The organism is Rickettsia endosymbiont of Hedychridium roseum (assembly GCF_964028255.1).
GTDB lineage: Bacteria > Pseudomonadota > Alphaproteobacteria > Rickettsiales > Rickettsiaceae > Rickettsia > Rickettsia asembonensis.
Map to the genome: position 1 here is coordinate 752,828 of NZ_OZ034753.1, position 24,995 is coordinate 777,822.

Here is a 24,995-nt window from a genome sequence, read left to right on the forward strand (position 1 = left end):
TTAAAAGAACGTTTTAATAATAAATTCTTCTAATTTTGATGTATTTTTTGTATCAATTTCAAAGTCAGGTACATAAGGTTCATTATCTCTGCGTTCTCTATTTCTATAAACCTTTATAGGAAAAGAAAATATGCCTGCATTACTTGGTAACTTAACTGTTCTTACTTCCATATATAATCTATCAGCTTTGGTTGTTTTCCCTGCTAAAATTACATTTGATGACATTATTTTCAATTCATCAATAAAATCAAGAGCAGCACTTACGTTTTTTTTATCAATAATCACAATAATTTTCGCTTTAACAGGATTTTGCAAAAGAGTATTAGCAGTTAATGATTTATCAAATAATACTTCTCTGTAATAAGGTTCATTTTTTGCTAATTTTTGTTCTAAACCAGCTACAGTTTTTTTAAGAAAAGGTAGTTTATATTGATTATAGATATTTTTAACATGCTCTAAATTACTAGGGCTTACTCGCCAATCTACATAAGTATTTTTATTAGCTAAATTTCTTTTATATTCTGCATATTTTTGTCCAAATAACTTATCGATAATTTGACTGCCATAATCAGAATTGCCGCCTTGATTACCTCTTAAATCAAATATTATAATATTTTCCTTTCTAAAACTTTTTAGCGATCTAAGTATTACTCTAAATTCTTTTCGTTGTTTTTCGTTTAGATCAAAAGTAGGCAAAGTTATCCAAACAGAATTTTTATAAAAATTACTAATTTGAAACGATTTGGGTACAGGCGAATTATTTATTTCATCAAACCAATGAATGCTAAGGTGAGTATCATTAAAACTGTTTGCAAAGTTTTTGATAATTTGCTTATACCCTGTGATATTAGATATTTTTGAAATAGTCTTTTGTGTTTTACTATAATTAAGTTCTAAATTTTCTTTAAATTTAGGGTCTTGTTCATTAAAAATCCCAGGATGATTCTCTTGGATTTGATTATAAATAAATTTAAGATCATCGTTTTTATGGCTACTACTTTGACAGCTAATTAGAAAAATGATAATAAGGATTAGCTTAAAATATATTATTGGCTTAATCATATAGAGCTTATATACCATTCTGAAGCGACATTTAGTCCAAGTTCCCTTAAAAATTGACGTTTAGGTTCGTCATGTGCACCGCATACTACTAATATTTGACTAGCCCCTTTGCTTTTAGCTCTAGGCTTAATTTTTTCGATTAACTGCTCTCCTATAAAAGACCAATCCATAGCAGAAATATCGTTATTATTAGCGTTGCGAATTAAAATGTTTTGCTTTAGAATACCAATCATATTGTTTTTATTTTTCTTTATAGAATCTACACATATAGCAGGAAGACATACCTAAAAAATATCCTGAAATTAAGCCACTAAGCGAAATCTCAAAGAATGAATATTTAACAGCTAATTCTAAATTAACAGCTTCCATATAACCAAAACTATATTTTACGAAGAAGAATACAAGTAATATAATAAGTTTGGAATAAGACCCAGGTAATTCAATAGATTTTAAATCTTTTTTGATTTTTATAGGGGTTTTATATCCAATCAAAACTCCAATGCCAAAACCAATAGTTATAAATAATAAGTAAATTATGATATTAAAGCTATTGCCTGAAAGAAATAATTGATGCTTTGTTCCAATTAAAATAGCAGGAATAATAAAAAGTCTTGAAAGAGAAGTAACTTGCGTATGTGCTGCTTTGAATCCAACAAACAATACATAGATAAAGATGCCACAAACCCAAAAAGGCGTACCGATGATTGCTTGAAATAAATTATCCATAAATTTTTACTATTAAATAATATGAGTTAAATTAGCTTTCTCGAAATGTATATTCATATATAATCTATAACATGGATAGATTTAGAAATAATATAATTAGTATATATAAAGAGCAAGGGGAAATCTGGCTTGAAAAACTACCTGAAATTGTATCAAAATTAGCTCAAGAATGGAATTTGTCTAACCTTAAGCTATAGATAATGTATCTTTCAATTATGTTTTATCTGGTTATCAAAATAATAAGCCCATTATACTGAAGCTAAGCTTTACTGCTAAAGACCTAACAAACGAAGCGGAGGCTTTAAAAGTTTTTTCAGGGTTTGGTGCTGCAACTATTCTAGCCCAAAAAGATAAAGCTTTACTGCTTGAGCGAGCCGTTCCTGGTATTTCTTTAAAAGAATATTCATCAGATAACAAAATTGCTATAGCTTGTTCTGTTATGAGCAAGCTGCACAGAGCATCTATACCAGAAATTCATCACTTTCCTAATATCAAGGATCAGCTGAAAGCTTTGGATAAAGAATGGGATTTACCTAAAACTTACTTACAAAAGGCAAGAAAATTGAGAGATGAGCTTCTTCAAAATACTGAGCCTCAAATTTTAATTCACGGTGATTTACATCATGAGAATATATTACAAAATGGTAAGCATTGGGTAGTAATTGACCCTAAAGGAGTAATTGGATATCCTATAAATGAAGTATGTGCATTTATTATGGATATAGAGAAAATATCTGTTGGAATCTTGAGGATGGAATAGAAAATGAGTTATTTTTGAAACTTGCCGATAAAGCATATAGCCTAGTTTAACTTTTTAATACCAATATAAATATCAACTACAGCATTATGTGGATTACTACTTCTTTCATCATATATTTCAAAATCAGCTATTAAGCTCTTTCACCTTCTAACATTGCCGTATTCATATTCCATATTTTTTGCCACATATCAATAACGACTTTAGGCATTTGATCGGGACCTGATGTAAATTTTGCATAAGTTTGCATTGGAATAGTAAGAGTTGAAAATTCTTTATCTATATTCTCAAAAGAAGTAACTTCTTCTCCAAGAAAGTAAGTATATTCCCCGGTAGCGTCACTCTCATAATTTGTATAAACTGCAAAAACTTTTTTCGGAGTTTTTCTATTTAGGATTTTATCTTATAATTTGCTTGCAAAAAATTGCTGCATTGTTGTCCCTATTTTTGCAGTATCAGCGTTCATTTCTGCGGCGTTTGAGGTGCGGGCTGTAATACCAACTAATTTAATTTCTGATAATTGTGTAATTACTTTATTCATTTTATAGCCTCTTAATTAATTCACTAAGTAAGTTAAAACTAATCTAAAAAGGAATTATGATAAAGATTGAATATTATCTAACTTTTTTGAAGAGTAAAAAGTCCTTAGTTTATAATATGTTTACTGTTTGAAGTGTTTATAAATTGAAATAGAAATAAGACATGGTGGAGCCAGAGGGAATCGAACCCTCGACCTCTTGAATGCCATTCAAGCACTCTACCAACTGAGCTATGACCCCAATAACAAATTAATTCTCTTATACTATAATAATAAAACTAAATCTATAAGATTTTTTTATAAAATTCTTTAAGCATTGCTAACTAAGTATAGATAGATCGTCGCAGCTCGCAATGACGAATCTATATTTAGTTAGCAATACCAATTCTTTATTTTGCTGACATTGTCATAGCATCTCTAGAAGAAATTATATTATCGATTATTCCAAATTTCTTTGCTTCTTCCGGTGACATGAAATTATCACGTTCCATACTTTTTTCGATATGTTTTAACTCTTGTCCAGTGTGTTTACTATACAATTCGTTAAGTAACCTTTTGATTTTTAGGGTTTCTTGAGCGTGAATTTCTATATCGGTAGCTTGTCCTCTATAACCTCCTGACGGTTGATGGATCATAATACGGCTATGAGGTAAACTATAACGCATTCCCTTCTCGCCTCCACAAAGTAAAAGTGAACCCATAGAACAAGCTTGACCTATACATAATGTAGCTACTTTAGGCTTTATATATTGCATTGTATCATAAATAGCAAGCCCTGCGGTTACAACTCCTCCGGGGGAATTGATATATATATATATATCTTTTTTAGGATTTTCTGCTTCAAGAAACAATAATTGTGCAACGATTAAGTTTGCCATATGATCTTCAACAGTACTACATACAAAGATTATACGTTCTTTTAGCAATCTTGAATATATATCATAAGCACGTTCACCGCGTGATGTTTGTTCAATTACTATAGGTACATACGACATTAATATTTTCTCCTGAAATTATATTAAAATGTCATACCGTGGCTTGACCACGGTATCCAAAAAATAACTTAACATTTCAAACTGGATACCGTGGTCAAGCCACGGTATGACAAATTGGAAAAAAAGCTTCTACTTCTTATCTTCTAAAGCATTAGCAAGTATATCTCCCATATTGGTGGTATTATCACTAGAACCATATTCTTTGAGAGCTTTTTGACGTTCTGCTATTTTATGAGCTTTTACCGATAATAAAATTCTACCGGTTGATTTCTCGATAGAAACAACTTTTGCTTCTATTTCTTCGTCTATTTTAAACATTTCAGGCTTCTGCTCGTCTTTTTCATCCGATAGTTCAGTTCTTTTAATAAAACCTGCTACTTTATTGTTTAATAGTATTTTGAGTCCATCATCTTTAACTTCTGTTATAAGGGCTTTAACTATTGTGCCTTTTTTATATTCGTCACTGATTTCTTGATATGGATTAGGCGACAATTGTTTTATACCTAAGCTAACTTGTTCTTTTTCAATATTAATGGCTAGAACTTTGCATTCTATTTCGTCACCTTTCTTGTATGATTTTAATAAATCTGTTCCCTTATCTTCCCAGCTAATATCACCTTCATGAATCATGCCGTCCATATTATTACCGAGTGCAACAAAAATACCGAAATCCGTAATATTTCTAATCGGTGCTTTAATTATAGTACCAACAGGATTATTTTCAGCAAACTTTATTAAAGGATTTTCTTGGCATTGTTTAATACTTAAAGAAACACGATGCTTTTCAGTATCGACCTCTAAAACTACGAATTCTACTTCTTGCCCTATAGTTAGCGTTTTTCTAGGGTTTTGATTAGATTTTAACCAACTAATTTCGCTTGAATGAACAAGTCCCTCAAGTCCGTCTCTTAATTCTATAAATACGCCGTAATCAGCAAAATTTGTAACTTTACCGGTCATTTTTTTACCGACGGGGAATTCTTCTTTAATTGCTTCCCATGGGTTAGAATCAAGTTGTTTTATACCAAGTGATATTCTTTTGGTTTTTTCATCAAACTTAATAACCATTACTTTAACCTTTTGGTTAAATTCTAATACTTCTGAAGGATGGTTAACTCTTCCCCAAGAAATATCGGTTAAATGTAATAAACCGTCAACACTTCCAAGATCGATAAATGCACCGTAATCAGTAATATTTTTTACGGTTCCTTCTAACACCATGCCCTCTTTAATTTTAGATAGCATCTCATCTCTAGCTTCGGAACGTGATTCTTCTAAAATAGCTCTTCTTGAAACTACTATATTACCAAGCTTTTTATCCATGCTTAAAATTTTAAACGGTTGCTTAATATTCATTATAGAAGTAGGATCTTTAATAGGTCTAACGTCAACTTGGCTTCCCGGTAAGAATGCTACTACACCTGATAAATCCACGGTAAAGCCTCCTTTCACACGACCGAAAATCGTACCGTCGACAAATTCACCCTTGGAACACATAATTTCTAGTTGCCCCCATAATTCTTCTTTAACTGCTTTTTCACGGCTCAATATCGTTCTGCCGTTACGTCCCTCAATTTTCTCGATGAAAACTTCAACTACGTCCCCAACTTCAGGTAAAGCTAAAAATTCAGATTTAGGTATTCTACCTTCATTTTTTAATCCAACATCAACAATAATCATATCGTTTTTTATTTCGATTACTTGACCTTTAACTACCGTTTTTTCTTTTATATGACTTGTATCAACGGTTTCAAGCATTTTAGAAAAATCTTCTTCAAATTCGTGATTAATTGCTGCAAGTTGTGGAACAAATCGTTGTTTTAGTTTTATTGACATATTTTTCTCGTAATATTAGCTAAAGTGCTTAGGCTCAATGTTCGCAAAGCCTAAACTAATAAAATTTTTTTAAAAGGTTAATAAAATGGTATGCTGTTGCACGGCTAAAAAAAGTGTTTTATGTCATTCCCGCATGGATCGGTAAAACCCACCGTGTGTCACCTAGTGGCTTGACCACGGGATCCATAAAAACAATAAAAAATACTAATAATTTTAGTATTTTTAACTGGATCCCGTGGTCAAGCCACGTGACAGAGGTGAAATTAATCCACGCGGGTAATGCCATGCGGGAATGACATAATAGCCACGCAACAACACCATAAAATCGAATAAAATAACCTAGCACTTCTTCAAGTTATCTTATTCTTTATGTAATTCGTTACTTCTTCTACGACTTCTACAGCTGAAAGCTCTGAAGTATCGATAATTAAAGCATCTGAAGCCGGTAATAACGGTGCGGCTTTTCGCTCTTTATCTCTTTTATCTCGCAAGATTATTTGCCGTAAAATCTCATCGAGTATACATGTTTTTCCTTTTGCTTGCAACTGCTTATATCGTCTTTCAGCCCTAATTTGAGGATTTGCAGTGATAAAAATCTTTAAATCGGCGTCAGGTGCAACAACGGTACCTATATCCCTACCCTCCATAATGATTCTTGGCGTTGTTTTTACTAGATTAATCAGATATTTATTTAGATTATTTCTAACTTCGCTTATTACGGCAATTTGCGAGGCTATATTCCCTATATCCTCATTTTCTAAGTCAAAATTATTATCGAGCTTTAATTCTTTAGATAAAGCAATTACTGCATCTATATCAGTAACATCTATTTTTTGATTAATACAGTCAAAAGCAAGCTGCCTATAAACAATACTTGACTGAAAATATTTAAGAGAAAATTTTTTTGCCAATATTAAACCTATAGTCCCTTTACCTGAAGCAGCAGGACCGTCAAGGGAAATAGTAAAATTTTGAGAAATATCAAAGGCTTTAGTTTTTAAATCCACCATAAAATTATATAGACTAAATAATAAAATATTATAAATAATGGAAATAAAGCTTGAAATCTAGTACATTATGCAATAAATATAGAATTTAAAATTTATTTACTGATAGGCTCTAAGGGTGATTAGCTCAGTTGGTTAGAGCATTACGTTGACATCGTAAAGGTCGGGGGTTCGACTCCCCCATCGCCCACCACCTTATCTCTAGGTCTTACACAGTTTAGTATTGTTATCAAAAAATTCTTATGCTCCTTATATTCTCCTTTGAGATTAAGTTATCAGAGCTATAATTGCTTTCAAATCTCTTCTATAACTGATATTCAGGAGAAATATTATGCATAATATATTCTCCTCTTTTTCCACCTCTAACTCTAATAATAAGTTAAATATTAACAATAGTGATAATAGCTCTGTTATATTCTACAATTTTGTCGGTAATTTTATTCCACCTGAATGGAATAATCTGACCTCTAATAATGGTAAAATCTTAAGTAAAACCTCAAGACAGCTCTTATCCCTGATAGTCTTCCGCTTACAAATCTATTATAACAATTCTATCGACGAACTCCAGGAAACCTATCATTTCTTTGAAGAATCTCTAGGAGTTTGTCAACGAAGAGTAAGACAATGTCTACTCGAACTAGAACAATCCGGGTTCATCAATCTTTCTACCACAACAGTAATTAAATATGGTATCAAATGTCGTAACACTCCTTGTATAAAATTAGCAAAAGATTTCCAGCCTTATAATCATACATCTTCAGCTGAAAATGAAAAAATTTTCAGCCATACACAAAAAATTTTTCGCTCCAACCCGAAAGAAATTTCAGGTCAACCTGAAAAAAATTTCGCCAACTACTTATATATAGATAATAATAAAAATATATCTAATAAATCTAGATCTAACAGATTTACAATTTTTCAAAATAAGAAAAATGAATCTAATTACAATAACCAAACTCAGTTACAAGAACAACAACTTGAAACAAATTTACAATTCAAGGCAACAAGCTTAATCAACGATCAACAACAAGCTGATAATACTAATTTCTCTAGTGCTAATATCACAATAGGTGCTACACGGATTAATACTGCACTACAAGCAGTTATTAATAAAATCTCTAAAAAATATAACTCTACACCATCAAACAGCAATAATGCATCAATTAATGCCGTTAATCATAAAAGCTGGTTCAAAAGAAAAAAATTAACAGATTTCCATCCATTAACCCAAGAAGAGGCTGATTTATTACAGATAAAATCAAATCGAGAATTTAATCTTACTTTTATTAACAAGCTCTTATTGAAATTAGCTGAACAATACCCAGAACATCATTTTGGTCATAAAAAAGTGTTTTTAAATTACATGGCTAAAGCTTTAGCTCATGAACTGAGAGAAACTACTCAAGCTAATTGTGAGAAGTTTCAGTTTAAATCTAGCAATGTGCATAAAGTTAAGGAGCAATATCTAGATAAAATAGAAAGCAGTAACAATACTAGCAGACAAGCCCAGTTAAAACGTAAAATCGTCGGTATTTTTGATCATGATACTGCCTATGAATTATTAAGCTCTTGCTGCTTTATTGGGGTAGTAGGTAATAACTATCAAATAAAACTGCTTAAAACTATTACGCTTTCAGAACATAGCAAAGATAAAATACTCCAGCAAGTACGAATGATCTATGGCAGTAGTATTGGGCAGTTACAAATCATACCATTTGCTGAGCTTGAAGCGAAGCAGAATAATATTGAAGATCAAAAACAAGATTATTTATGGCAATTAAGTAAACAATTAAATCCTGATTCAGTATGGTACCAGGTAAGAAAATTTCTTATTGAACGTTATAACCAATATATTGATTTTGGGGTATTAGGTAAATTAGTAGTGGTAGAGGAAGATATAGTCAACAAAAAGGTAATCCTTAAATCAACAACGGCTTTTAATGATTACTATGTTAGAAATCGTCATATGCAAGATCTAGAAGAAGCTTTTAAGACTCAATATTATTGCTTTGAATTAATCAAGTTTGAATATAACTAAGCTATTGTGGTCATTGATAATTTGTAATAACTACTTCATCAGATATTTTATTGTGCTCAGGCATAGAATATTTAACTTTAATAATCTTAATATTGAAATTCTTGTATAAGTTTCTAATAAAAGGAGTGTCGCTATTAGAAATCATTATTTTAACATTTTTATTGTTTAGCTCTAGAGCAAAATCTCTAAGTCTAGTTTGCTCATTTTCATCAAATGGCAATCTAGTATAGAATTTCTCACCTGATTTATGATAAGGAGGATCAAAATAAACAAAATCATCTTGTTGTGGTTCAATAAAAGAAAAATCTATAGCACAAATGGATGTGCCAGCAAGTAAGCTACTACATTGCTTTAGTCTAGACGCAATATCAGATTTGCTATAATTCCTACCAGAGAAAGTTTGAGCTGGTTTGCCATCAATATTAATCCGGTAAATACCTTTAAATGAATATCTATTAAGATAAATAAATCTTGCAGTAATTTTTATTGGATCACTACTATCATTATTAGCTCTCACTTGATAATAATGCTCTTTAGAGTGCTTTGCTTTATGTAAGTCTAGTAATTTACTAACCGCATCAGGATTTGTCTTAACTACGTTATAGGACGTTACTAGCTCAAGGTTAATATCAGATAAATAGCATTGTTTAAATTTATCTCGTACATGAAAGAATAAAGCTCCACCACCAAGAAATGGTTCATAGTAGTTGTTTAGTCTTTCAGGAATAAATTTAACTAATTGATCAACGATTTTTCTTTTACCACCCACCCATTGCAGGAATGGTTGTGGTTTATCTAAGTTCTTTACTGACATAATTTGTTATTTATCTTTATTTTCTACTAAAGATTATATCAGAAAAGAGGCTTAAATGCGAGCAAAACAGCATATTCAAAAGGATTTTAGTATTTATTATAGCATCACTTAGTGTTATTTTTATCTATGTATAATTGATAAAGAATATGGCTAACAAATATTATATTTTAAGTCTGTCTCATTTGTGCAGCTGTTTGCCCAATTGTATAAAAATCTGTCATAAAAGCTCTTAAATCCTCTGTACTTCATAATATTGTGGTGATATCTGTCCTTGTTAAGAGCGGCCGTGGTGCAACTCTGGTTCAGAGGTTAAATTAAAAAACTACAAAATTTTAACACTTTAACCTCTGAGCTGTTTTCTTAACTTTAACAGCAAGGAAATGCTATGACAATTAATAATCAAAATCAACCAAAAGATAATCATAATATTACTAATCTTACTAAAACAAATTGGAATCTTCAATTATCTCCCATATCTGTCACATTAATACCATATCAGCAAGAAGAGAATATCATTAACTCGACGATTACAAATTATACTGATATAATTAAATATAAATTAGAATTACAAGAAGCAAATAATAAATTGAAAGAATCTGAGTTATTTAAAAGAGATGTAGTTCAAAATATGGTACATGGATTAAAGATTCCATGTAATGGGATTTTTTCATTAGTAACAGCTCTTTATGAAATAGAAGATAATCCTGAAAAAAAGGATTATTTAGCTAGTGTTGTAAATTGTGCTGAAGAATTACTGGATTATTATAACAACATAATTAGTTACCTACAAAATAATTCAGGACTACCTCCTATAGTTTTAAATAAGTTTGATCCAAAACAGTTGGTAAATAAGATTATTGATAAAGCGATGCCAATAGCTCAACGTAAAGGATTAAATTTATCTTGTAATTTTCAGTATGATTTAACAAATGCTATAATTAGTGATACTTATAGAATAGGAGCAATATTAGAACAGTTAATAGATAACGCTATTAAATTTACTAAAGAAGGAAAAGTTGTGGTAACAGTGAACATGTTTGCTACTAGTCCTGCATTATCAGAATCAGAACAACAAAATAGAGAAATGGTATTCCAATTTATGGTGCATGATAGTGGTGTTGGTTTATCTAAAGAAATCAGGCAACATCTTCATGAAAAGATTGATAAATTTGATGTTGCTACGCAATATCATGGACTTGGATCAGGATTAAGTTTTGTAAAACGTCTAATTAGTGAGCTAAATGGAGAGATTGAAGTAACGAGTGAAAAAGGTAAAAGTACTACTATCGTCTGTAATATACCAATTAAGTTACCTCTCCTTGATGATCTGATTTATGATACATAATGTTGATATTGATAAGGTTTTGATAATTATGTATGATAATAGACCTCTTTCGAAACTCTACTTTTGATGATAATTTATACGTTGGTCCGGTGCTCGAATCCACACGCACAGTATATTTATGTTGAGGTTTTGTGCTTCGTGTTGCATTCAAATTCTTAACCATAAGAGAGTTTCGAAAGAGGTCTAATGATAATTTTCTTGATTATTGTGCTTCACTTGCTACACTTAAGTAAATTATAGTAAGGAAGGATATATGGCAAAAAGTCAAGAAAATCATCAAAAAACTATAGATCCTATTATAGGAAAGTTAAAACCTATAGATATTGAGCTAGACAAAGTAAAAATTACAGATCTATCAAATTGCCGATATAGTACAAGACTATTAACTAAGCTCATGCTCATTAATAAGATTTCTAGAAACAAAGTTGATCTTAATAAAATTAAAAAAGCAATATATTTTGCTAAAAAGTATCATGACAGGCAAAAGCGAGAAACAGGAGAATTTTATTATTCACATCCTTTAGAAGTAGCATATATGGTTTCTGATTATTTATTTAGAACAGATATTATAGTAACTAGCATATTGCATGATTGTATTGAAGATACGTTACTTACTAAAGAAATGATTATACAAGAATTTGGCCATAAGATTGCTAATCAAGTTGAAGATTTAACACGAGTTAAAAATGATAAAAAAATTAGTTCAGCAGAAATAGTTAAAATATTATATCAGCAAAAGAAAAAAGAGTTGCTATTAATTAAATTATTTGATCGATTACATAATATACAAACAGTCGGAGCTAAAATTCCTGAGAAAGGATGGAAAATAATTTTAGAGACTTTACAATTTTTCTTAACTATTGCTACTTATCTCAAGGTACCGAGAGTTGCAAGGCAATTATATACACATTGCTTAAATATAGCTGCAAATTACAAAAAATTAAATGTACTGAGAGTGTTGCAAGATAAAATTTTTATTTCAGAATGAAAGTATTACGATTTCAGGATATAGATTTTATGGTGCTGTCTCACTAAGTGTGTAAATTTCTAGGATAGGTTATATTAACAATAATATAATTTATCAGGAATAACATGAGTAACAGTAACCAAGAGAAGATAAAACAAGCAGTAGATTTGCTAATAGATAAAGATACTGATTTAACGAGTTTTTTTGCCAAAGACGGGATATTAAAGCAGTTAACTAAAAATATATTTGAAAGAGCCTTAAAAGCTGAGATGGATGAGCATCTTGTCTATAACAAATATGGCAGGATAGAGACTGACAATAGTAGAAATGGTGTATGCAAAAAAAGCCTAATTACTGAAGGTGGAGTATTGGAACTTGAAGTACCACGTGATAGAAATGCTGAATTTTCTCCTGTACTAGTGCCAAAGCGTCAGACTAGGATTGATGGATTAGATCAGAAGATATTATCCTTATATGCTAAAGGGATGAGCCTCTCTGACATTAAGATTCAGATTCATGAGCTATATGGTGCAGAGAACAGTGAAAGCCTTATTAGTCGGGTTACCGATAATGTTATGGATGAGGTCAGGAGTTGGCAGAATAGGCCTCTGGAAGCCATATATGCTATAGTATATTTTGATGCACTTATAGTTAAAGTACGTCAAGATAAGAGAATTATCAATAAGGCAGTATATGTAGCTTTAGGTGTAGATTTAACCGGAAGGAAAGATATTTTAGGCTTGTGTATTAGCGAGAATGAGGGAGCTAAATTTTGGTTAAATAATTTTACTGAAATGAAAGACAGGGGATTAAAAGATATCTTAATTGCTTGTAGCGATAATCTAACGGGCATGAGTGAGGCGATATCTGCAGTATATCCACAAACTGAGCATCAGCTGTGCATTGTACATCAAATCAGAAATAGTTTGTCATATGTAAGCTATAAAGATCGTAAAGAACTTGCAGCAGATTTGAAGCTAGTATACAGCTCTATCACTGAGGATGAAGCACTTACTGCCTTATCTGATTTTGATATGAAATGGGGCAAACAGTACCCACATATTGCAAAATCATGGCAAAATAATTGGCAGAATTTGATAATTTTTTTACAATACCCAGAAGTGATTAGGCGTATCATTTATACAACCAATGCAATCGAAGGTTTAAATAGTCAATAGTCAATTACGCAAGGTTACTAATAACAAAAGGGGTTTTCCTAACGACGACTCTGTATTTAAGACTTTGTACTTGACAATTGACTATATTACGCGAAAATGAAATATGCCTATCCAAAATTGGGGAGAGGCCATGGCTCACTTTTTGATAAAATTTGAGGGGCGAATTTAATGCCTATTTTAGAATTTACACACTTATATATCCAGAGCCGATTTTATAGTGTGGTTAAAAATTTTTTATCTTGCAATACTTTCACAGATGCTTAAGTAAATAATGTTATATCAAAATATCACCAATAATTCATGCATTAATCAAGCTTTAGAGTTATACCATAAATACTGCTCCGATAAAACAACCTATCCTGACCAAATACATACCATTACAAAAGCATTGCAACTAGATTCTTCCTCATTCACAGCAGTACTATTACATGAAAATATACAACATCTTAATCTAGAAGATTATAATCATTTTAATAATAATATTATATATCTAGTTGATGTTATTAATAAATTATCTACTATTCACTATAAACCATATGCTGAGCAATATATTCATTTCCAGAAGCTGTTATTAACTATTAATTCCAAACTACAGGAAACGGCGGTATTAACTGTGCTTGTGCCATTATTACATAAGGTGAGTATCTTTAACCTTGAGTATAATAACACCAATGCTCAGCATATATCAGAGATCCTCACTAATTGTTATATTCCGTATCTTTTATCATATACAGCACACAATGACCTTGCTTATCTTTTACAAGATTTATGTTTTAAGATTCAATATCCTGAAGAACGTAATAGAATTCTTCATTATATGAATTGGCTATATCCTGACATAGATAATATAATTCACAATATAGAACAGCAATTCAGAAATATATTTAGAAAACTAAATATAAAAGCTAACCTAAGCTACAGAATTAAGTCTCCATATTCTATATGGGTAAAAACACTTGTTAAAGATATTCATATTACAGCACTTAATGATATTTTAGCTTTTAGAGCAATTGTACCCAATAAAAAAGCATGTTACGATTTCTCTAAATTAATTCATCTACATTATAATACTGTCAAATCATGTTTTGTTGATTATATTAGATATCCCAAGAAGAATGGATATCAATCAATACATTTAGTCATATCAGGTGGTAGTAATAAAGGTAATATTGAACTTCAAATACGCTCTACCACTATGCATAGGCAAACACAATACGGTAGTGCACATCACACTTATAAAGCAAATAAGTATTATGTATCTCGTACTAATAATAATGTCAGTATAATATTATGTAATATTACATTAAGTTATAGTAATAGGATACTCAATGTTGATATAAGCATCGTAACTATTACCAGTAAAATAATCAATAACGTGAGTACTTATAATACTTTTGCTTCATTTACCCACACTCAACATAGTACTCATTTTGTTGTCAATAACACTACAACATGCACATTGTCTCAGACTACCACCCCAGAATATATAACGTATTATAATAATAATTTATCACTTTTGATAAAAGACATTAATACTATACATTACGACTTTTCTCTAAATATAAATCTCAATTTGAGTAACATTTTAGAATATAAATTAGTACCTTTAGCAGTAGTACAGATTCCGGCAAGTAATCTATTATTCGAACATAATAGTGTTTTTATTAATATCACTTACAAACCAATATTAGCTGAATGTTCTTTTCCGGCAACTATAACTTATACAAAGAGACATGAAGATTCCAATATCAGATCAATATTTAAGCCACCCTCACCAAAAACAGATATAATTAACACAACATACAATACATTATTGGCTACCATAAACGATAAAGTTGTTTTGGAACAATATGGTCAAAAGGAATTTTTATCAACTACTATAAACACAAACATTACTCAAATGCTTCCTATAATAACCTTATTAGTAGATCCATCAGAGCTGAATAAGAGAATAAATGATATATCAGATAGTAATAAGGACCAGTTATTACATCTTGGACTTCAACTTGGCTGTGTAGAATCAGTGCCATTATTAATCACACATGGTGCTAATCCTAATGCTACAAATTGTCATGGTGTAATATCATTACACTGTGCTGCTAAGAATGGTAACTTAGATTCAGCGAAATTATTAGCTAAAAATGGTGCTGATGTTAATGCTAAAACTGATCGTATCGAAACACCATTGCACTATGCTGTTAAGTCTGGTAACTTATACTTAGTAAAGTGGTTGATTGAAAATCAAACTAATATTCATGCTAAAACCGATAATGGTGAAACAGTATTACACTATGCTGTTAGTTTTGGTAGCTCAGATTTAGTATACTTACTAATTGCCTATGGTGCTGATGTTAATGCTAAAACTGATAATGGTCTAACAGCATTACACTATGCAGTTTATGATGGTAACTTACATTTAGTACAATTGCTAATTTCCCATGGTGCTGATGTTAATGCTAAAACTAATAGTGGTGAAACAATATTATGTTCTGCAGTTGATTATGGTAGCCCAGATTTAGTATACTTACTAATTGCCTATGGTGCTGATGTTAATGCTAAAACCGATAATGGTCTAACAGCATTACACTATGCTGTTGAGTCTGGTAACTTAGATTTAGTATCTTTGCTAATTCACAAGGGTGCTAATGTCAATAATGCTAAAACAATATTACACTTTGCTGCTAAGTCTGGTAACTTAAATTTAGTAAATTGGTTGATTAAAAATAAAGCTGATATTCATACTAAAACTAATAGTGGCGAAACAATATTACACTTTGCTGCTGAGTCTGGTAACTTAAATTTAGTAAATTGGTTGATTAAAAATAAAGCTGATATTCATGCTAAAACTAATAGTGGCGAAACAATATTACACTTTGCTGCTAAGTCTGGTAACTTAAATTTAGTAAATTGGTTGATTAAAAATAAAGCTGATATTCATGCTAAAACTAATAGTGGCGAAACAATATTACACTTTGCTGCTAAGTCTGGTAACTTAAATTTAGTAAATTGGTTGATTAAAAATAAAGCTGATATTCATGCTAAAACTAATAGTGGCGAAACAATATTACACTTTGCTGCTGAGTCTGGTAACTTAAATTTAGTATCTTTGCTAATTCACAATGGTACTGATATCAATACTAAAACTGATGATGGTCTAACAGCATTACACTATGCTGTTGAATCTGGTAACTTAAATTTAGTATCTTTGTTAATTCACAAGGGTATTGATGTTAATGCTAAAACTAATAGTGGTGAAACAATATTACACTTTGCTGTTGACTTGGGTAGCTTAGATTTAGTATCTTTGCTAATGGTTCGTGGTGCTGATGTCAATGCTAAAACTGATGATGGTCTAACAGCATTACACTATGCTGTTGAGTCTGATAACTTAGCGTTAGTATCATTGCTAATGGTCTATGGTGCTGATGTCAATGCTAAAAATAATAGTGGTGAAACACCATTACACTATGCTGTTATATTTGATAGCTTAGATTTAGTATCATTGCTAATTCACAATGGTGCTGATGTCAATACTAAAAATAATAGTGGTGAAACAGTATTAAACAGTATTATGGAGTTTAACAATTGTAATATTTTAAAATCTTTCATATTAGGCGGTGCAGACATTAATTTAGAAACAATGTTACCAGATGATCAGACAGACAGTATAATCAATTTGTGCGGTGATTTACGTATCAGTTAAATTGTGGAATATAGTGGAAAAAATGTGTGATTTATAGACATAGTTATAATGTAAGATCAAAGTATATGAAGTTACAACTAACTTTTATTCTTTAAACTCTAGTTTCGCAAGAGATCTAATAATAATAAAATCCTTTGATGCTGTTATACCAATAGATGGTTTAACAAGACTCAGTAATTATGATGTTGGTATACAAGATAAACAACAATAAAATAACTGTTTTGTTAATAATGAATTTGTTTTTACGGTTCAACAAGATAACTTTTTTATAAAACCAACAGAGTTAACAGGAGATATTGTATCATATACTACTTAAAAAAATGCCAAGAATAGAGCTATTGCTTATGTTCTCTAAATAATGAGGCAACTCTGTAATGAGGTTTTTAGATAATGGTAAAATAGAGATTGATAACAATGTTGCTGAACGAGCATAGTGGTAGGTATGAAAAACTGACTTTTTTGTTGGATCATATGCTGGTGGAGAAATCACAGCTGTTATATATATAATATAATTATATAATCAAAAGATATAGGATTACTTGGAAAATTTAGGTAAAAAGTATTGAAAATAATTAATAAGCATTAATGAAAAAGATAGAAGGTTATCAAACAAATTTTGAGATATGTATTTATGCTAAGAAGTTATTAGATAAAGTAATATATTTAAATAGTGTAGTAAAAGTACCACCAGTGAGTGTATTGGAGGTAAAGAAAGCTATATACTATGCTAAGAAATATCATGGTAGTCAGATGCGTCAATCAGGAGAACCATTTTATTCACATCCGATAGAAGTAGCATATATGATATCAGATTACTTATTTAGAACAGATATACTAGTAACTAGTATATTGCATGATACTATAGAGGATACAGAACTTACCAAGGAGAAAATATTACAAGAATTTGGAGAGAAGATAGCCAATCAAGTAATGGATTTGACGAGGATTAAGAAGAATGGTATAAAGAGTAGTTCTGCTGAAATGGTAGAGATGTTATACAAAGAGAAGAAACATGATATACTTCTGATAAAGTTATTTGATAGACTGCATAATATACAGACAATAGGTGCTAAATCTCCTGAAAAAGCTAAAAAAATTATAAATGAAACTTTAATAAGTTTTATTGTTTTGATGCCTTACCTTGGAATTTCATCATTAGAAAAACACTTTTATCGATTATGTTTAAATGCTACACATCAAAATAGATTAAAGGAAAATACATTGTTCACTAATAATCCTAGAAAATTTTGGAGTTATTTTAAACACAACACTGAAGCTATAAATGTAATTTAGCATACTACTTGATTATTTATAGAATAGATTATTTTGGTAGTAATTGAAATACTTTATGCTTTAGGTTAATTCTATTAAATGTATATATTACATGAATTTCATTGTTATCAGGACTCATAATAATAGCAGGATATGAATATTCTTCAGATAGGATGTTACTATATTCTATATCCCCTTCAGAATAGATAGAATTTCTAATAGTGATAGGGTGCCAAATTACCCCCTCATCATAGGATGTAGCTACACTTAATATATTTCGTGATTTATGATTATTGATTACTCGATTATATGTAAGTAGTAATGTATCATCACCTAAATTAATGGCATCAATGGCACTATCAGGGTTTAATAAGTTTACTGGTTCTAAATTACTCCAATAGAGTCAATCATAAATTTTGTGTAAGTATCTAAAATTCATTTTCTAATAATTCATATTTAAAATCTCCGCAAAGTATCTCAAATTGATTTAAAGCAAGGGACCATTCTCTAATGGGCATGGTCCATTTTTTTGCAGCATTTTTTAGAGCCAGAAAGACGATTTTTGTAATAGATTTATCATCTGGAAAAACTCCCTTATTTTTGATAATTTTACGGATTTGACGATTTACCGATTCAATCGTATTAGTAGTATAGATGACCCTTCTAATTTCTTCTGGAAAGGCAAAAAAAGGCACTATTCCAGTTCAATTACGTTTCCATATATCAGAAATAACCGGATATTTGCTATCCCATTTTTTAGCAAACTCTTCTAATGCTAAATTTGCCATGCTCTCATTATTTGCTGTATAGATTTGTTTTAAGTCAGCCGTTACTTCTTTAAGATCTTTATAAGAAACATATTTTACAGAATTACGAACCATATGCACGATACAAAGTTGTACTATAGTATTTGGAAAGATACTGTTTATAGCATCTCTAAAGCCTTTAAGCCCATCAATACATGCTACATAAATTTGTTCTATACCTCGATTTTTTAGCTCGGTTACAACTTGCATCCAAAATTTTGCACCTTCATTTTTGCTAATCCAAATACCAAGCAACTCTTTCTTACCTTCTGTATTAACTGCAATAGCAAGGTAAACAGCTTTATTTATAACCATATTATTATCTCTTGCTTTTACCATTATACAGTCTAAATAAACAATCGGATATATCCTATCTAAAGCTCTGTTCTGCCATCTTATTACATCTTCCATTACTCCATCGGTAATGGTAGAGATAAGCTCCTTGGAAACTTCTGTATGGTAGATTTCTTCTAAATGTGATTGTATCTCGCTCATAGTCATACCTCGAGCGTAGAGGGAAATAACCGTATCATCAAATCCGGAAAATCTTCTAACTCCTTTAGGGATTAGTTGCGGTTCAAACTCACTATCTCTATCACGTGGTACATCAATTACTATTTTTTGACCGCTCTCGTCTATTATTGTTTTTTCTGTTGTACCATTCCTACGATTGCTATCTATCTTCGCTACTTTGCTATGCCTAGAATATCCTAATTCATGATTTAGTTCACTTTCCAATATTCTTTCTACTAGACGCTTCTTTAGTTGCTGAAACAGTCCATCTTTACCAAATAGCTCAGAAGGATTAGCTTGCGATAATAGCTCTTCTACTAGTTCATTATTTATATTTGTTTTTGCTGTCTCTTGTTCTAATTTTTTAGCCATATTTTCCTTTGGTTAAGTCGTTATTTCTTACAGTAATTCTTTATCTGCTTTTTTTTTAACTTACACAAATTATATGACTGACTCCTCCAATATATTCCATTATTTATGGATATTGATCTGTGTATGTAAGTAGACATTAAGGAATCAGTTTTTCTAGGTCTTACTAACATTATGATTTTATTTGGTAAATTACTACTAACTAAAGTTGGCTGTATAAAACCTCTGTAACCCTTTTGAAAAATTTGAGGGTTGGATGGTAATATAGTATTACTTAAATTCCATGTATGTAAATCTGATGAATATTCTATATATGAAAAATCATCAATACAACTTTCTCGAGAACACGGAGATAAAATATTATTTTCATAAATTAGTGGCTTATTACGTGCTGGTCCTAGAATACCATGTAATAGTTCTGGTTTTTGCCATGTTAATCCCTGATCATAAGAACGAGATAATATTCCACTCCATGTTCTTGGATAAGGTCCAATTTTACTAAAAATGAGTAACTGATTATTAAAGAAAGTAATTACTGGATTTCCACAACTGATTATCCCATTATCTTGCTTTAGAGGGATATGATGATCACGGAAATATTGCGGTGAAACGATTCTTTCTGGAGTAGTCCATTGATAATGATTATTACTTTTAAATCCTAAACTGATCCAAATGCTATTATTTTCTTCTGACTTACCTGATTCAGATCGTGTTTTACCAAAAAATGATGTTATTAATTTTTTATCATCAAAAGCGAATATGGTCGCAGCATGAACATCTTTTAGATCTGAATTATTTAAAATAAATTCTTCTATTTTTGTTTCTAAAATAAACATGATGTTTTATTTTTTTCTAAATTATTGAAATAATTTAATCCAAGTGTAAATCCTATTATTATTGGCAATAGTATCATTTGTATTCCCCAATGGCCAAAATATTTTGTTAAATATACAAGACCAAAAGATATAATAATATTCATGGAAACAGTCGATAAAGCAAAAATTATACTTGCTGTTCTAAATCGTTTAAAAACTGGAAAATGCTTTAGAAAAATTGGCATAGCTGGATTGGCTACTAAGAAAAAATAACATTACAAATGATTGAATTAATAACAAATGAACAGAAGTAGTAATATTATTTAGTAAATAAGGGCAAATTAGAGCAAAAATAAAAAATATTACTAATTTAATCTTAAGAATTTTTAATGGGTATATAATATAACTTAAATAAGTTAATATTAAGTAAGCACAAAAATTTACTATTGCTACAATGAAATTGTGATGAATAACCTGTTCTGCTGTAAAATTAAAAGAATTTTTTAAAATTTCACCACAATAAATATAAGTAAAATAAAAACATATTGGCCAACCACATGATATTAATAATAAAAAGAAGACTGTTTTTAGATTGACTCTTTCATTGTAAATAAGATTATCTTTTAATGGATTATCTGTAGTTTTTTGTATTAAAGTAATATTTTTCTTAACACGACGTTTTGCATCAGCAAATTCAGGAGTTTCCCGTAAAGCAGTTCTGGCAACTGCTCCAACAATTGCTATTATAGTTCCAAGCAAAAACGCTATACGCCAATTAAATCCAAATGAGGTTACTAAAGATGCAACAGCTAAGGCTATAATTCCACCTAAATTAGCAAATACTGATGTCATTAAAACAATAGGGTATTGTATAGGAGGTTTTGTTATTTCTAGTAAGTATAGTTGTGCTCCAACTATTTCACCCATAGAAGATAGACCTTGAATAATACGACATGTTATAACTATCACAGTAGCAATTAGTCCTTTCTCAGCATAAGTTGGGACAAGGGCCATTGCAAAACATGAAGACGACATTAAGAATGTAGTAATAATTACAGTTGCTTTACGACCAATTATGTCACCAACTAAGCCAAAAATTATGGCTCCAACAGGTCTCATCACATAAGTGGAACAAAATGCAAAAGCAGAGTAAATGGCTTGAGTATGAGGGTCTGCCTTAGGAAAAAATAATTCATTTAATAAAACTGTCATATGAACATATAGCATCAGATCAAAATATTCTAAAAATGTTCCAATTGATAATAATCCTACAGCTTTTTTTTGTTCTGTTGTTAATGAAGTAAATGTTCCTTCATTATGTTTAATATATTCTATCATTACTTGACTGTTTTAAATACTATATAATGGTATCAGATGATATACAATTTATCTACTCCTTAATTTAAATATTAAAAATTTTATATATGATATTAATATTAAATTATCTTAATTCGTGATTATCAAAAATATTTTTGCCGATTTTAGTCCACTGATCTTGGATATTAGGATTTTGTATTAATTTTTCTTTTAAAGAAACAAAAGCTCCTAGTAAACTGTTAGTGGGTAAATCATCAAGTTTAGCTTTAACAACTAAGCCGCCGATTTCAATTAAACGACGGGTACGAGCTTTTCTTTCTTGAATTTTAAGTCTTGCTTCTTCAGTAATAATTTGAACTTTTTTTTGTTCTAATTTTAATCTACGTTTTATGACATTATCCATAGAGATAATTTTATTTTTGATTGTTATAATCATCATGAATCATCAATAAATTATGGAAGTCAACATCATAATTATAAGTGCTAAGAAATTCTGCAAATTTTTTTCTTAAATAGATCAATGTTAGATACAACTTTTAAGCTTGCAAAGCCAGCATAATAATAAAATAGCAATCTATTCAAAATCCAAATATCACCATACCTAACCGAACCAGCAAACTAAGATCAATAAAAATAAATAAAGATGATTACCATTATTCAAAACCTATAAAGAAGTAGCAGAGAGGAGAGTTCTCTCCTTGTTTGTAAAAACAGGGAGAAGCGGGTAGGTAGGCACTTAGCGTGCTTTCCTCCCAAAGAACCGTACAAGCATATTGCTATGCATACGGCTCAAGCAATTTACTAACAGCTGCAATTAGTTGGCCTCGCTTGCTATACTTGCCTATGACAGTTTGTATGCAATAAGCACAAATTGTTAATATGGTCAGTGCCACCACATCTTGTAGGTCTTTTATGATGGACTTGCACATTTTCTCCATTATCTATTGAATCTAAACAAACAGAGCTCTGTCTAGTTTTAAAGAAGTACTTTGGTTTACTAGCTTGACGTTTTTGCCAGTATTCCTTAAGTTCTGGATTATCAGGAGATGCTTTGCCTTTAACTAGAATATGCCTTTTGATTGCTGTCCATTGTAATTTCCATAGATATAGATCTTTACTTTTATCCATAAAGACCCAATTATCATTTCGAGCTTTGATTCTGCCCCAATACTTCTCTTTAAGCCACCACCAGTATTTATTAGGATGTCTTCTACAAGCAAATCTTGCTTGTCGCATCCACATCCAACGATCTAGTTGGATAAAAGTTCTTTTGGCTATAACTTTGTTAAAATAACTGCACCATCCCATTATTCTAGGATTAAGGTTTTCAATTATCCTATCAATTTCCCATGAGAAGCTTCTTTTCCATTCAATCATTATTCGCTTTTTAAATGATTTAATAGTATCTTTGGATGGTTTAACTAGTAGTGTTATACCTCTTCTTCTACTCTTGGTATTATATTGCCGGATATTAAATCCCAGAAAATCAAACCCTTCTTTAATATGAAGTATCTTAGTCTTTTCTTCTGATAATGCTAATCCTCTAATATTTAGCCAATCGTTAATTATCTTCTTTGCTTTAATACAAGAGCTTTCAGATTTTGGACAAACTATAAAATCATCAGCGTATTTTACTAAAGCATATTCAGATTTTGGATGGAGATGATCATATTTATCATAAGTTATGTTAAGTATGTCTTCCATTCCATGAAGAGCTGTATTTAAAAGTAAGGGACTGATTACTCCCCCTTGAGGAGTTCCAACTGTTGTTTTGGTGAATTGATATTCTTCCATCACGCCAGATTTAAGCCATGCTTTAATCCAATTTCGTGCTGGAAAATTTCCTATAATTTTTAAAAGAAAATTATGATTAATATTATCAAATGCACCTTTAATATAAGCGTCCAGTATCCATCCCCTGGTTGTGCCAGGGCAAACAATAGCAGAAATTCTCTGTATTGCATCGCGGGTGCTGCGTCCAGGTCTAAAGCCGTAACTACTCCCTTCAAACTTAGCTTCCCAAAATGGTTCAAGTGCTGATTTAACAACAGCTTGCATACATCTATCCAAAATAATAGGTAAACCTAAAGGTCTAAGTTTGCCTTTTCGTTTGGGAATATACACACGCTTGATCGGTTTAACAGATGATAGATTATTATTTGCTAACTTCTCCATTAACAAATTTCTTTCTTTATCTGTATTAACAACTATTTTATCAATACCAGGGCTTCTTCGCCCTCGATTGATTTGGGTAATACGTCTTATAGCAAGTAATTTATTTGATCTTGATTTCAACATCAATTTCTGTAAACTACGTACTAATTTCATGTTACCATTTGCAGATGCCCTATAGATACGTCTACGAAGATTATTAACCTTTTTATTAACTTCTTGCCAATTGATTGCATGCCAATAAATTTTCTCAAAGTTATTATTATCGGTCTTAATTGTTACATTTGCGTTTTGCATCTAACCTTTCCAATATAATTCATAATCTTGTTTACTTACTTAGGGTAAATCACCAGTCTCAAGTCAGCATCATTTCTGATTAGCACATAGTGCCTATACACCCAGTTATTTATTCCTGTAGCCTTTCAGTTTAGTGTCATTAGCTTTTTAAGACCTCTCTTACCTACTACCAGTTGCCAAGTAATAGGCTTACCACGTTTCACTAATTAAAGATGCGTTAAGTTGGTTACCTTCTGTATACCGGGGAACTGGCATTTTTAAAGAAGGTCGCGTCTTCCTTCTTACAGTTAAGCTTTTCAGCTTCATCCCTATAACAGATATTATCTGGAGTATCTGCTTTTATATTTACGATATTTTCCAAACAAAGATTCACTTTCGTTTAACCAATTTTAACTTTACCTTGCCCCTATTTCCCATCCAGATTAGTAATTTAGTTAGGCTTCTTATTGTGCTTAGCACAATATCGTT

21 protein-coding genes, 2 tRNA genes and 3 pseudogenes are annotated in these 24,995 nt (G+C 30.8%); 9 read left to right on the top strand and 17 right to left on the bottom strand.

Annotation, left to right across the window (positions count from 1 at the left end; translation table 11 throughout):
* The 3 genes from AC5587_RS04460 to AC5587_RS04470 are packed head-to-tail and all read right to left on the bottom strand — an operon-like array spanning nucleotide 1 to nucleotide 1,788.
* Nucleotides 1–1,062: a S41 family peptidase gene (locus AC5587_RS04460; RefSeq protein ID WP_499161884.1), complete on the bottom strand. Its 1,062-nt coding sequence runs from the start codon at nucleotides 1,060–1,062 to the stop codon at nucleotides 1–3.
* On the bottom strand, nucleotides 1,059–1,295 hold the full coding sequence (locus tag AC5587_RS04465) for a hypothetical protein (RefSeq protein ID WP_499161886.1): 237 nt from the start codon (nucleotides 1,293–1,295) through the stop codon (nucleotides 1,059–1,061). Before AC5587_RS04465 ends, AC5587_RS04460 begins: the two co-directional genes overlap by 4 nt.
* A 7-nt stretch (nucleotides 1,296–1,302) precedes the next feature.
* Nucleotides 1,303–1,788 carry a hypothetical protein gene (locus tag AC5587_RS04470; RefSeq protein WP_499161887.1) on the bottom strand — a complete coding sequence of 162 codons (486 nt, stop codon included), beginning with the start codon at nucleotides 1,786–1,788 and terminating at the stop codon, nucleotides 1,303–1,305.
* Nucleotides 1,789–2,041: 253 nt separating this feature from the next.
* On the opposite strand from AC5587_RS04470, the gene AC5587_RS04475 reads away from it, so the two are divergent.
* A complete protein-coding gene (locus AC5587_RS04475) occupies nucleotides 2,042–2,548 on the top strand; it encodes an aminoglycoside phosphotransferase family protein (RefSeq protein WP_499162991.1) in 507 nt (168 codons plus the stop codon).
* Nucleotides 2,549–2,678: 130 nt separating this feature from the next.
* Here AC5587_RS04475 and AC5587_RS04480 read toward each other — a convergent pair whose 3' ends face one another.
* The 7 genes from AC5587_RS04480 to cmk all read right to left on the bottom strand — a co-directional run bounded on the left by AC5587_RS04480 (nucleotide 2,679) and on the right by cmk (nucleotide 6,924).
* Nucleotides 2,679–2,942 carry a GyrI-like domain-containing protein gene (locus tag AC5587_RS04480; RefSeq protein WP_499162992.1) on the bottom strand — a complete coding sequence of 88 codons (264 nt, stop codon included), beginning with the start codon at nucleotides 2,940–2,942 and terminating at the stop codon, nucleotides 2,679–2,681.
* Nucleotides 2,943–2,948: 6 nt separating this feature from the next.
* Nucleotides 2,949–3,086 (bottom strand): hypothetical protein, encoded by a 138-nt coding sequence (locus AC5587_RS04485; protein WP_499161888.1) that lies wholly within the window; start codon nucleotides 3,084–3,086, stop codon nucleotides 2,949–2,951.
* 162 nt (nucleotides 3,087–3,248) lie between these two features.
* Nucleotides 3,249–3,324: transfer RNA gene (locus AC5587_RS04490), tRNA-Ala, on the bottom strand.
* A gap of 148 nt (nucleotides 3,325–3,472) precedes the next feature.
* Nucleotides 3,473–4,078 carry an ATP-dependent Clp endopeptidase proteolytic subunit ClpP gene (gene clpP, locus AC5587_RS04495; RefSeq protein WP_041079150.1) on the bottom strand — a complete coding sequence of 202 codons (606 nt, stop codon included), beginning with the start codon at nucleotides 4,076–4,078 and terminating at the stop codon, nucleotides 3,473–3,475.
* A 129-nt stretch (nucleotides 4,079–4,207) separates the two neighbouring features.
* The gene (locus tag AC5587_RS04500; RefSeq protein ID WP_499161890.1) at nucleotides 4,208–5,914 is read right to left on the bottom strand and encodes a 30S ribosomal protein S1; all 1,707 of its coding nucleotides are present in this window, start codon (nucleotides 5,912–5,914) and stop codon (nucleotides 4,208–4,210) included.
* A 118-nt stretch (nucleotides 5,915–6,032) separates the two neighbouring features.
* Nucleotides 6,033–6,260 carry a hypothetical protein gene (locus AC5587_RS04505; RefSeq protein WP_499163033.1) on the bottom strand — a complete coding sequence of 76 codons (228 nt, stop codon included), beginning with the start codon at nucleotides 6,258–6,260 and terminating at the stop codon, nucleotides 6,033–6,035.
* A gap of 4 nt (nucleotides 6,261–6,264) precedes the next feature.
* On the bottom strand, nucleotides 6,265–6,924 hold the full coding sequence (gene cmk / locus AC5587_RS04510; RefSeq protein WP_499161892.1) for a (d)CMP kinase: 660 nt from the start codon (nucleotides 6,922–6,924) through the stop codon (nucleotides 6,265–6,267).
* Nucleotides 6,925–7,037: 113 nt separating this feature from the next.
* Here cmk and AC5587_RS04515 point away from each other — a divergent pair.
* Both AC5587_RS04515 and AC5587_RS04520 read left to right on the top strand, forming a co-directional pair.
* Nucleotides 7,038–7,114: transfer RNA gene (locus AC5587_RS04515), tRNA-Val, on the top strand.
* Between the two features lie 138 nt (nucleotides 7,115–7,252).
* Nucleotides 7,253–8,959 carry a hypothetical protein gene (locus tag AC5587_RS04520; protein ID WP_499161894.1) on the top strand — a complete coding sequence of 569 codons (1,707 nt, stop codon included), beginning with the start codon at nucleotides 7,253–7,255 and terminating at the stop codon, nucleotides 8,957–8,959.
* Nucleotides 8,960–8,969: 10 nt separating this feature from the next.
* On the opposite strand, the gene AC5587_RS04525 is transcribed toward AC5587_RS04520, so the two are convergent.
* Nucleotides 8,970–9,773 (bottom strand): DNA adenine methylase, encoded by an 804-nt coding sequence (locus AC5587_RS04525; RefSeq protein WP_499161895.1) that lies wholly within the window; start codon nucleotides 9,771–9,773, stop codon nucleotides 8,970–8,972.
* A gap of 385 nt (nucleotides 9,774–10,158) precedes the next feature.
* On the opposite strand from AC5587_RS04525, the gene AC5587_RS04530 reads away from it, so the two are divergent.
* The 6 genes and pseudogenes from AC5587_RS04530 (at nucleotide 10,159) to AC5587_RS04555 (ending at nucleotide 18,259) form a co-directional block, all read left to right on the top strand.
* Nucleotides 10,159–11,118: a sensor histidine kinase gene (locus AC5587_RS04530; protein WP_499161897.1), complete on the top strand. Its 960-nt coding sequence runs from the start codon at nucleotides 10,159–10,161 to the stop codon at nucleotides 11,116–11,118.
* Nucleotides 11,119–11,371: 253 nt separating this feature from the next.
* Complete coding sequence (locus AC5587_RS04535) at nucleotides 11,372–12,106, top strand: HD domain-containing protein (RefSeq protein ID WP_499161898.1); 735 nt, start codon at nucleotides 11,372–11,374, stop codon at nucleotides 12,104–12,106.
* A 104-nt stretch (nucleotides 12,107–12,210) separates the two neighbouring features.
* Nucleotides 12,211–13,432, top strand: a pseudogene (locus AC5587_RS04540) (IS256 family transposase).
* A 102-nt stretch (nucleotides 13,433–13,534) separates the two neighbouring features.
* Complete coding sequence (locus AC5587_RS04545; protein ID WP_499161900.1) at nucleotides 13,535–16,966, top strand: ankyrin repeat domain-containing protein; 3,432 nt, start codon at nucleotides 13,535–13,537, stop codon at nucleotides 16,964–16,966.
* Between the two features lie 374 nt (nucleotides 16,967–17,340).
* On the top strand, nucleotides 17,341–17,400 hold the full coding sequence (locus tag AC5587_RS04550; RefSeq protein ID WP_134820363.1) for a hypothetical protein: 60 nt from the start codon (nucleotides 17,341–17,343) through the stop codon (nucleotides 17,398–17,400).
* Between the two features lie 151 nt (nucleotides 17,401–17,551).
* Nucleotides 17,552–18,259: an HD domain-containing protein gene (locus AC5587_RS04555; RefSeq protein ID WP_499161901.1), complete on the top strand. Its 708-nt coding sequence runs from the start codon at nucleotides 17,552–17,554 to the stop codon at nucleotides 18,257–18,259.
* 28 nt (nucleotides 18,260–18,287) lie between these two features.
* Here AC5587_RS04555 and AC5587_RS04560 read toward each other — a convergent pair whose 3' ends face one another.
* From AC5587_RS04560 to ltrA, 6 genes and pseudogenes are all read right to left on the bottom strand, one after another.
* The gene (locus AC5587_RS04560) at nucleotides 18,288–18,590 is read right to left on the bottom strand and encodes an exo-alpha-sialidase (protein WP_499162993.1); all 303 of its coding nucleotides are present in this window, start codon (nucleotides 18,588–18,590) and stop codon (nucleotides 18,288–18,290) included.
* Between the two features lie 76 nt (nucleotides 18,591–18,666).
* Nucleotides 18,667–19,929: pseudogene (locus AC5587_RS04565) on the bottom strand (IS256 family transposase).
* A 20-nt stretch (nucleotides 19,930–19,949) separates the two neighbouring features.
* Nucleotides 19,950–20,762: an exo-alpha-sialidase gene (locus AC5587_RS04570; protein WP_499161903.1), complete on the bottom strand. Its 813-nt coding sequence runs from the start codon at nucleotides 20,760–20,762 to the stop codon at nucleotides 19,950–19,952.
* A pseudogene (locus AC5587_RS04575) lies at nucleotides 20,750–22,079 on the bottom strand (MFS transporter). The gene AC5587_RS04570 and the pseudogene AC5587_RS04575 overlap by 13 nt, the downstream one beginning before the upstream one ends.
* A 103-nt stretch (nucleotides 22,080–22,182) precedes the next feature.
* Nucleotides 22,183–22,461, bottom strand: coding sequence for a conjugal transfer protein TraD (locus AC5587_RS04580; RefSeq protein WP_266234755.1), 279 nt, complete (start codon nucleotides 22,459–22,461; stop codon nucleotides 22,183–22,185).
* A gap of 428 nt (nucleotides 22,462–22,889) precedes the next feature.
* Nucleotides 22,890–24,527 (bottom strand): group II intron reverse transcriptase/maturase, encoded by a 1,638-nt coding sequence (ltrA, locus tag AC5587_RS04585; RefSeq protein WP_499161905.1) that lies wholly within the window; start codon nucleotides 24,525–24,527, stop codon nucleotides 22,890–22,892.
* Nucleotides 24,528–24,995 lie beyond the last annotated feature (468 nt).

What these genes read in the sequence shown, in the direction of transcription:
- AC5587_RS04460 (WP_499161884.1), bottom strand. Translation starts at nt 1,062, where the DNA reads ATGATTAAGCCAATAATATATTTTAAGCTAATCCTTATTATCATTTTT.
- AC5587_RS04465 (WP_499161886.1), bottom strand. Translation starts at nt 1,295, where the DNA reads ATGATTGGTATTCTAAAGCAAAACATTTTAATTCGCAACGCTAATAAT.
- AC5587_RS04470 (WP_499161887.1), bottom strand. Translation starts at nt 1,788, where the DNA reads ATGGATAATTTATTTCAAGCAATCATCGGTACGCCTTTTTGGGTTTGT.
- AC5587_RS04485 (WP_499161888.1), bottom strand. Translation starts at nt 3,086, where the DNA reads ATGAATAAAGTAATTACACAATTATCAGAAATTAAATTAGTTGGTATT.
- clpP (WP_041079150.1), bottom strand. Translation starts at nt 4,078, where the DNA reads ATGTCGTATGTACCTATAGTAATTGAACAAACATCACGCGGTGAACGT.
- AC5587_RS04500 (WP_499161890.1), bottom strand. Translation starts at nt 5,914, where the DNA reads ATGTCAATAAAACTAAAACAACGATTTGTTCCACAACTTGCAGCAATT.
- cmk (WP_499161892.1), bottom strand. Translation starts at nt 6,924, where the DNA reads ATGGTGGATTTAAAAACTAAAGCCTTTGATATTTCTCAAAATTTTACT.
- AC5587_RS04520 (WP_499161894.1), top strand. Translation starts at nt 7,253, where the DNA reads ATGCATAATATATTCTCCTCTTTTTCCACCTCTAACTCTAATAATAAG.
- AC5587_RS04525 (WP_499161895.1), bottom strand. Translation starts at nt 9,773, where the DNA reads ATGTCAGTAAAGAACTTAGATAAACCACAACCATTCCTGCAATGGGTG.
- AC5587_RS04530 (WP_499161897.1), top strand. Translation starts at nt 10,159, where the DNA reads ATGACAATTAATAATCAAAATCAACCAAAAGATAATCATAATATTACT.
- AC5587_RS04535 (WP_499161898.1), top strand. Translation starts at nt 11,372, where the DNA reads ATGGCAAAAAGTCAAGAAAATCATCAAAAAACTATAGATCCTATTATA.
- AC5587_RS04545 (WP_499161900.1), top strand. Translation starts at nt 13,535, where the DNA reads ATGTTATATCAAAATATCACCAATAATTCATGCATTAATCAAGCTTTA.
- AC5587_RS04555 (WP_499161901.1), top strand. Translation starts at nt 17,552, where the DNA reads ATGAAAAAGATAGAAGGTTATCAAACAAATTTTGAGATATGTATTTAT.
- AC5587_RS04570 (WP_499161903.1), bottom strand. Translation starts at nt 20,762, where the DNA reads ATGTTTATTTTAGAAACAAAAATAGAAGAATTTATTTTAAATAATTCA.
- AC5587_RS04580 (WP_266234755.1), bottom strand. Translation starts at nt 22,461, where the DNA reads ATGGATAATGTCATAAAACGTAGATTAAAATTAGAACAAAAAAAAGTT.
- ltrA (WP_499161905.1), bottom strand. Translation starts at nt 24,527, where the DNA reads ATGCAAAACGCAAATGTAACAATTAAGACCGATAATAATAACTTTGAG.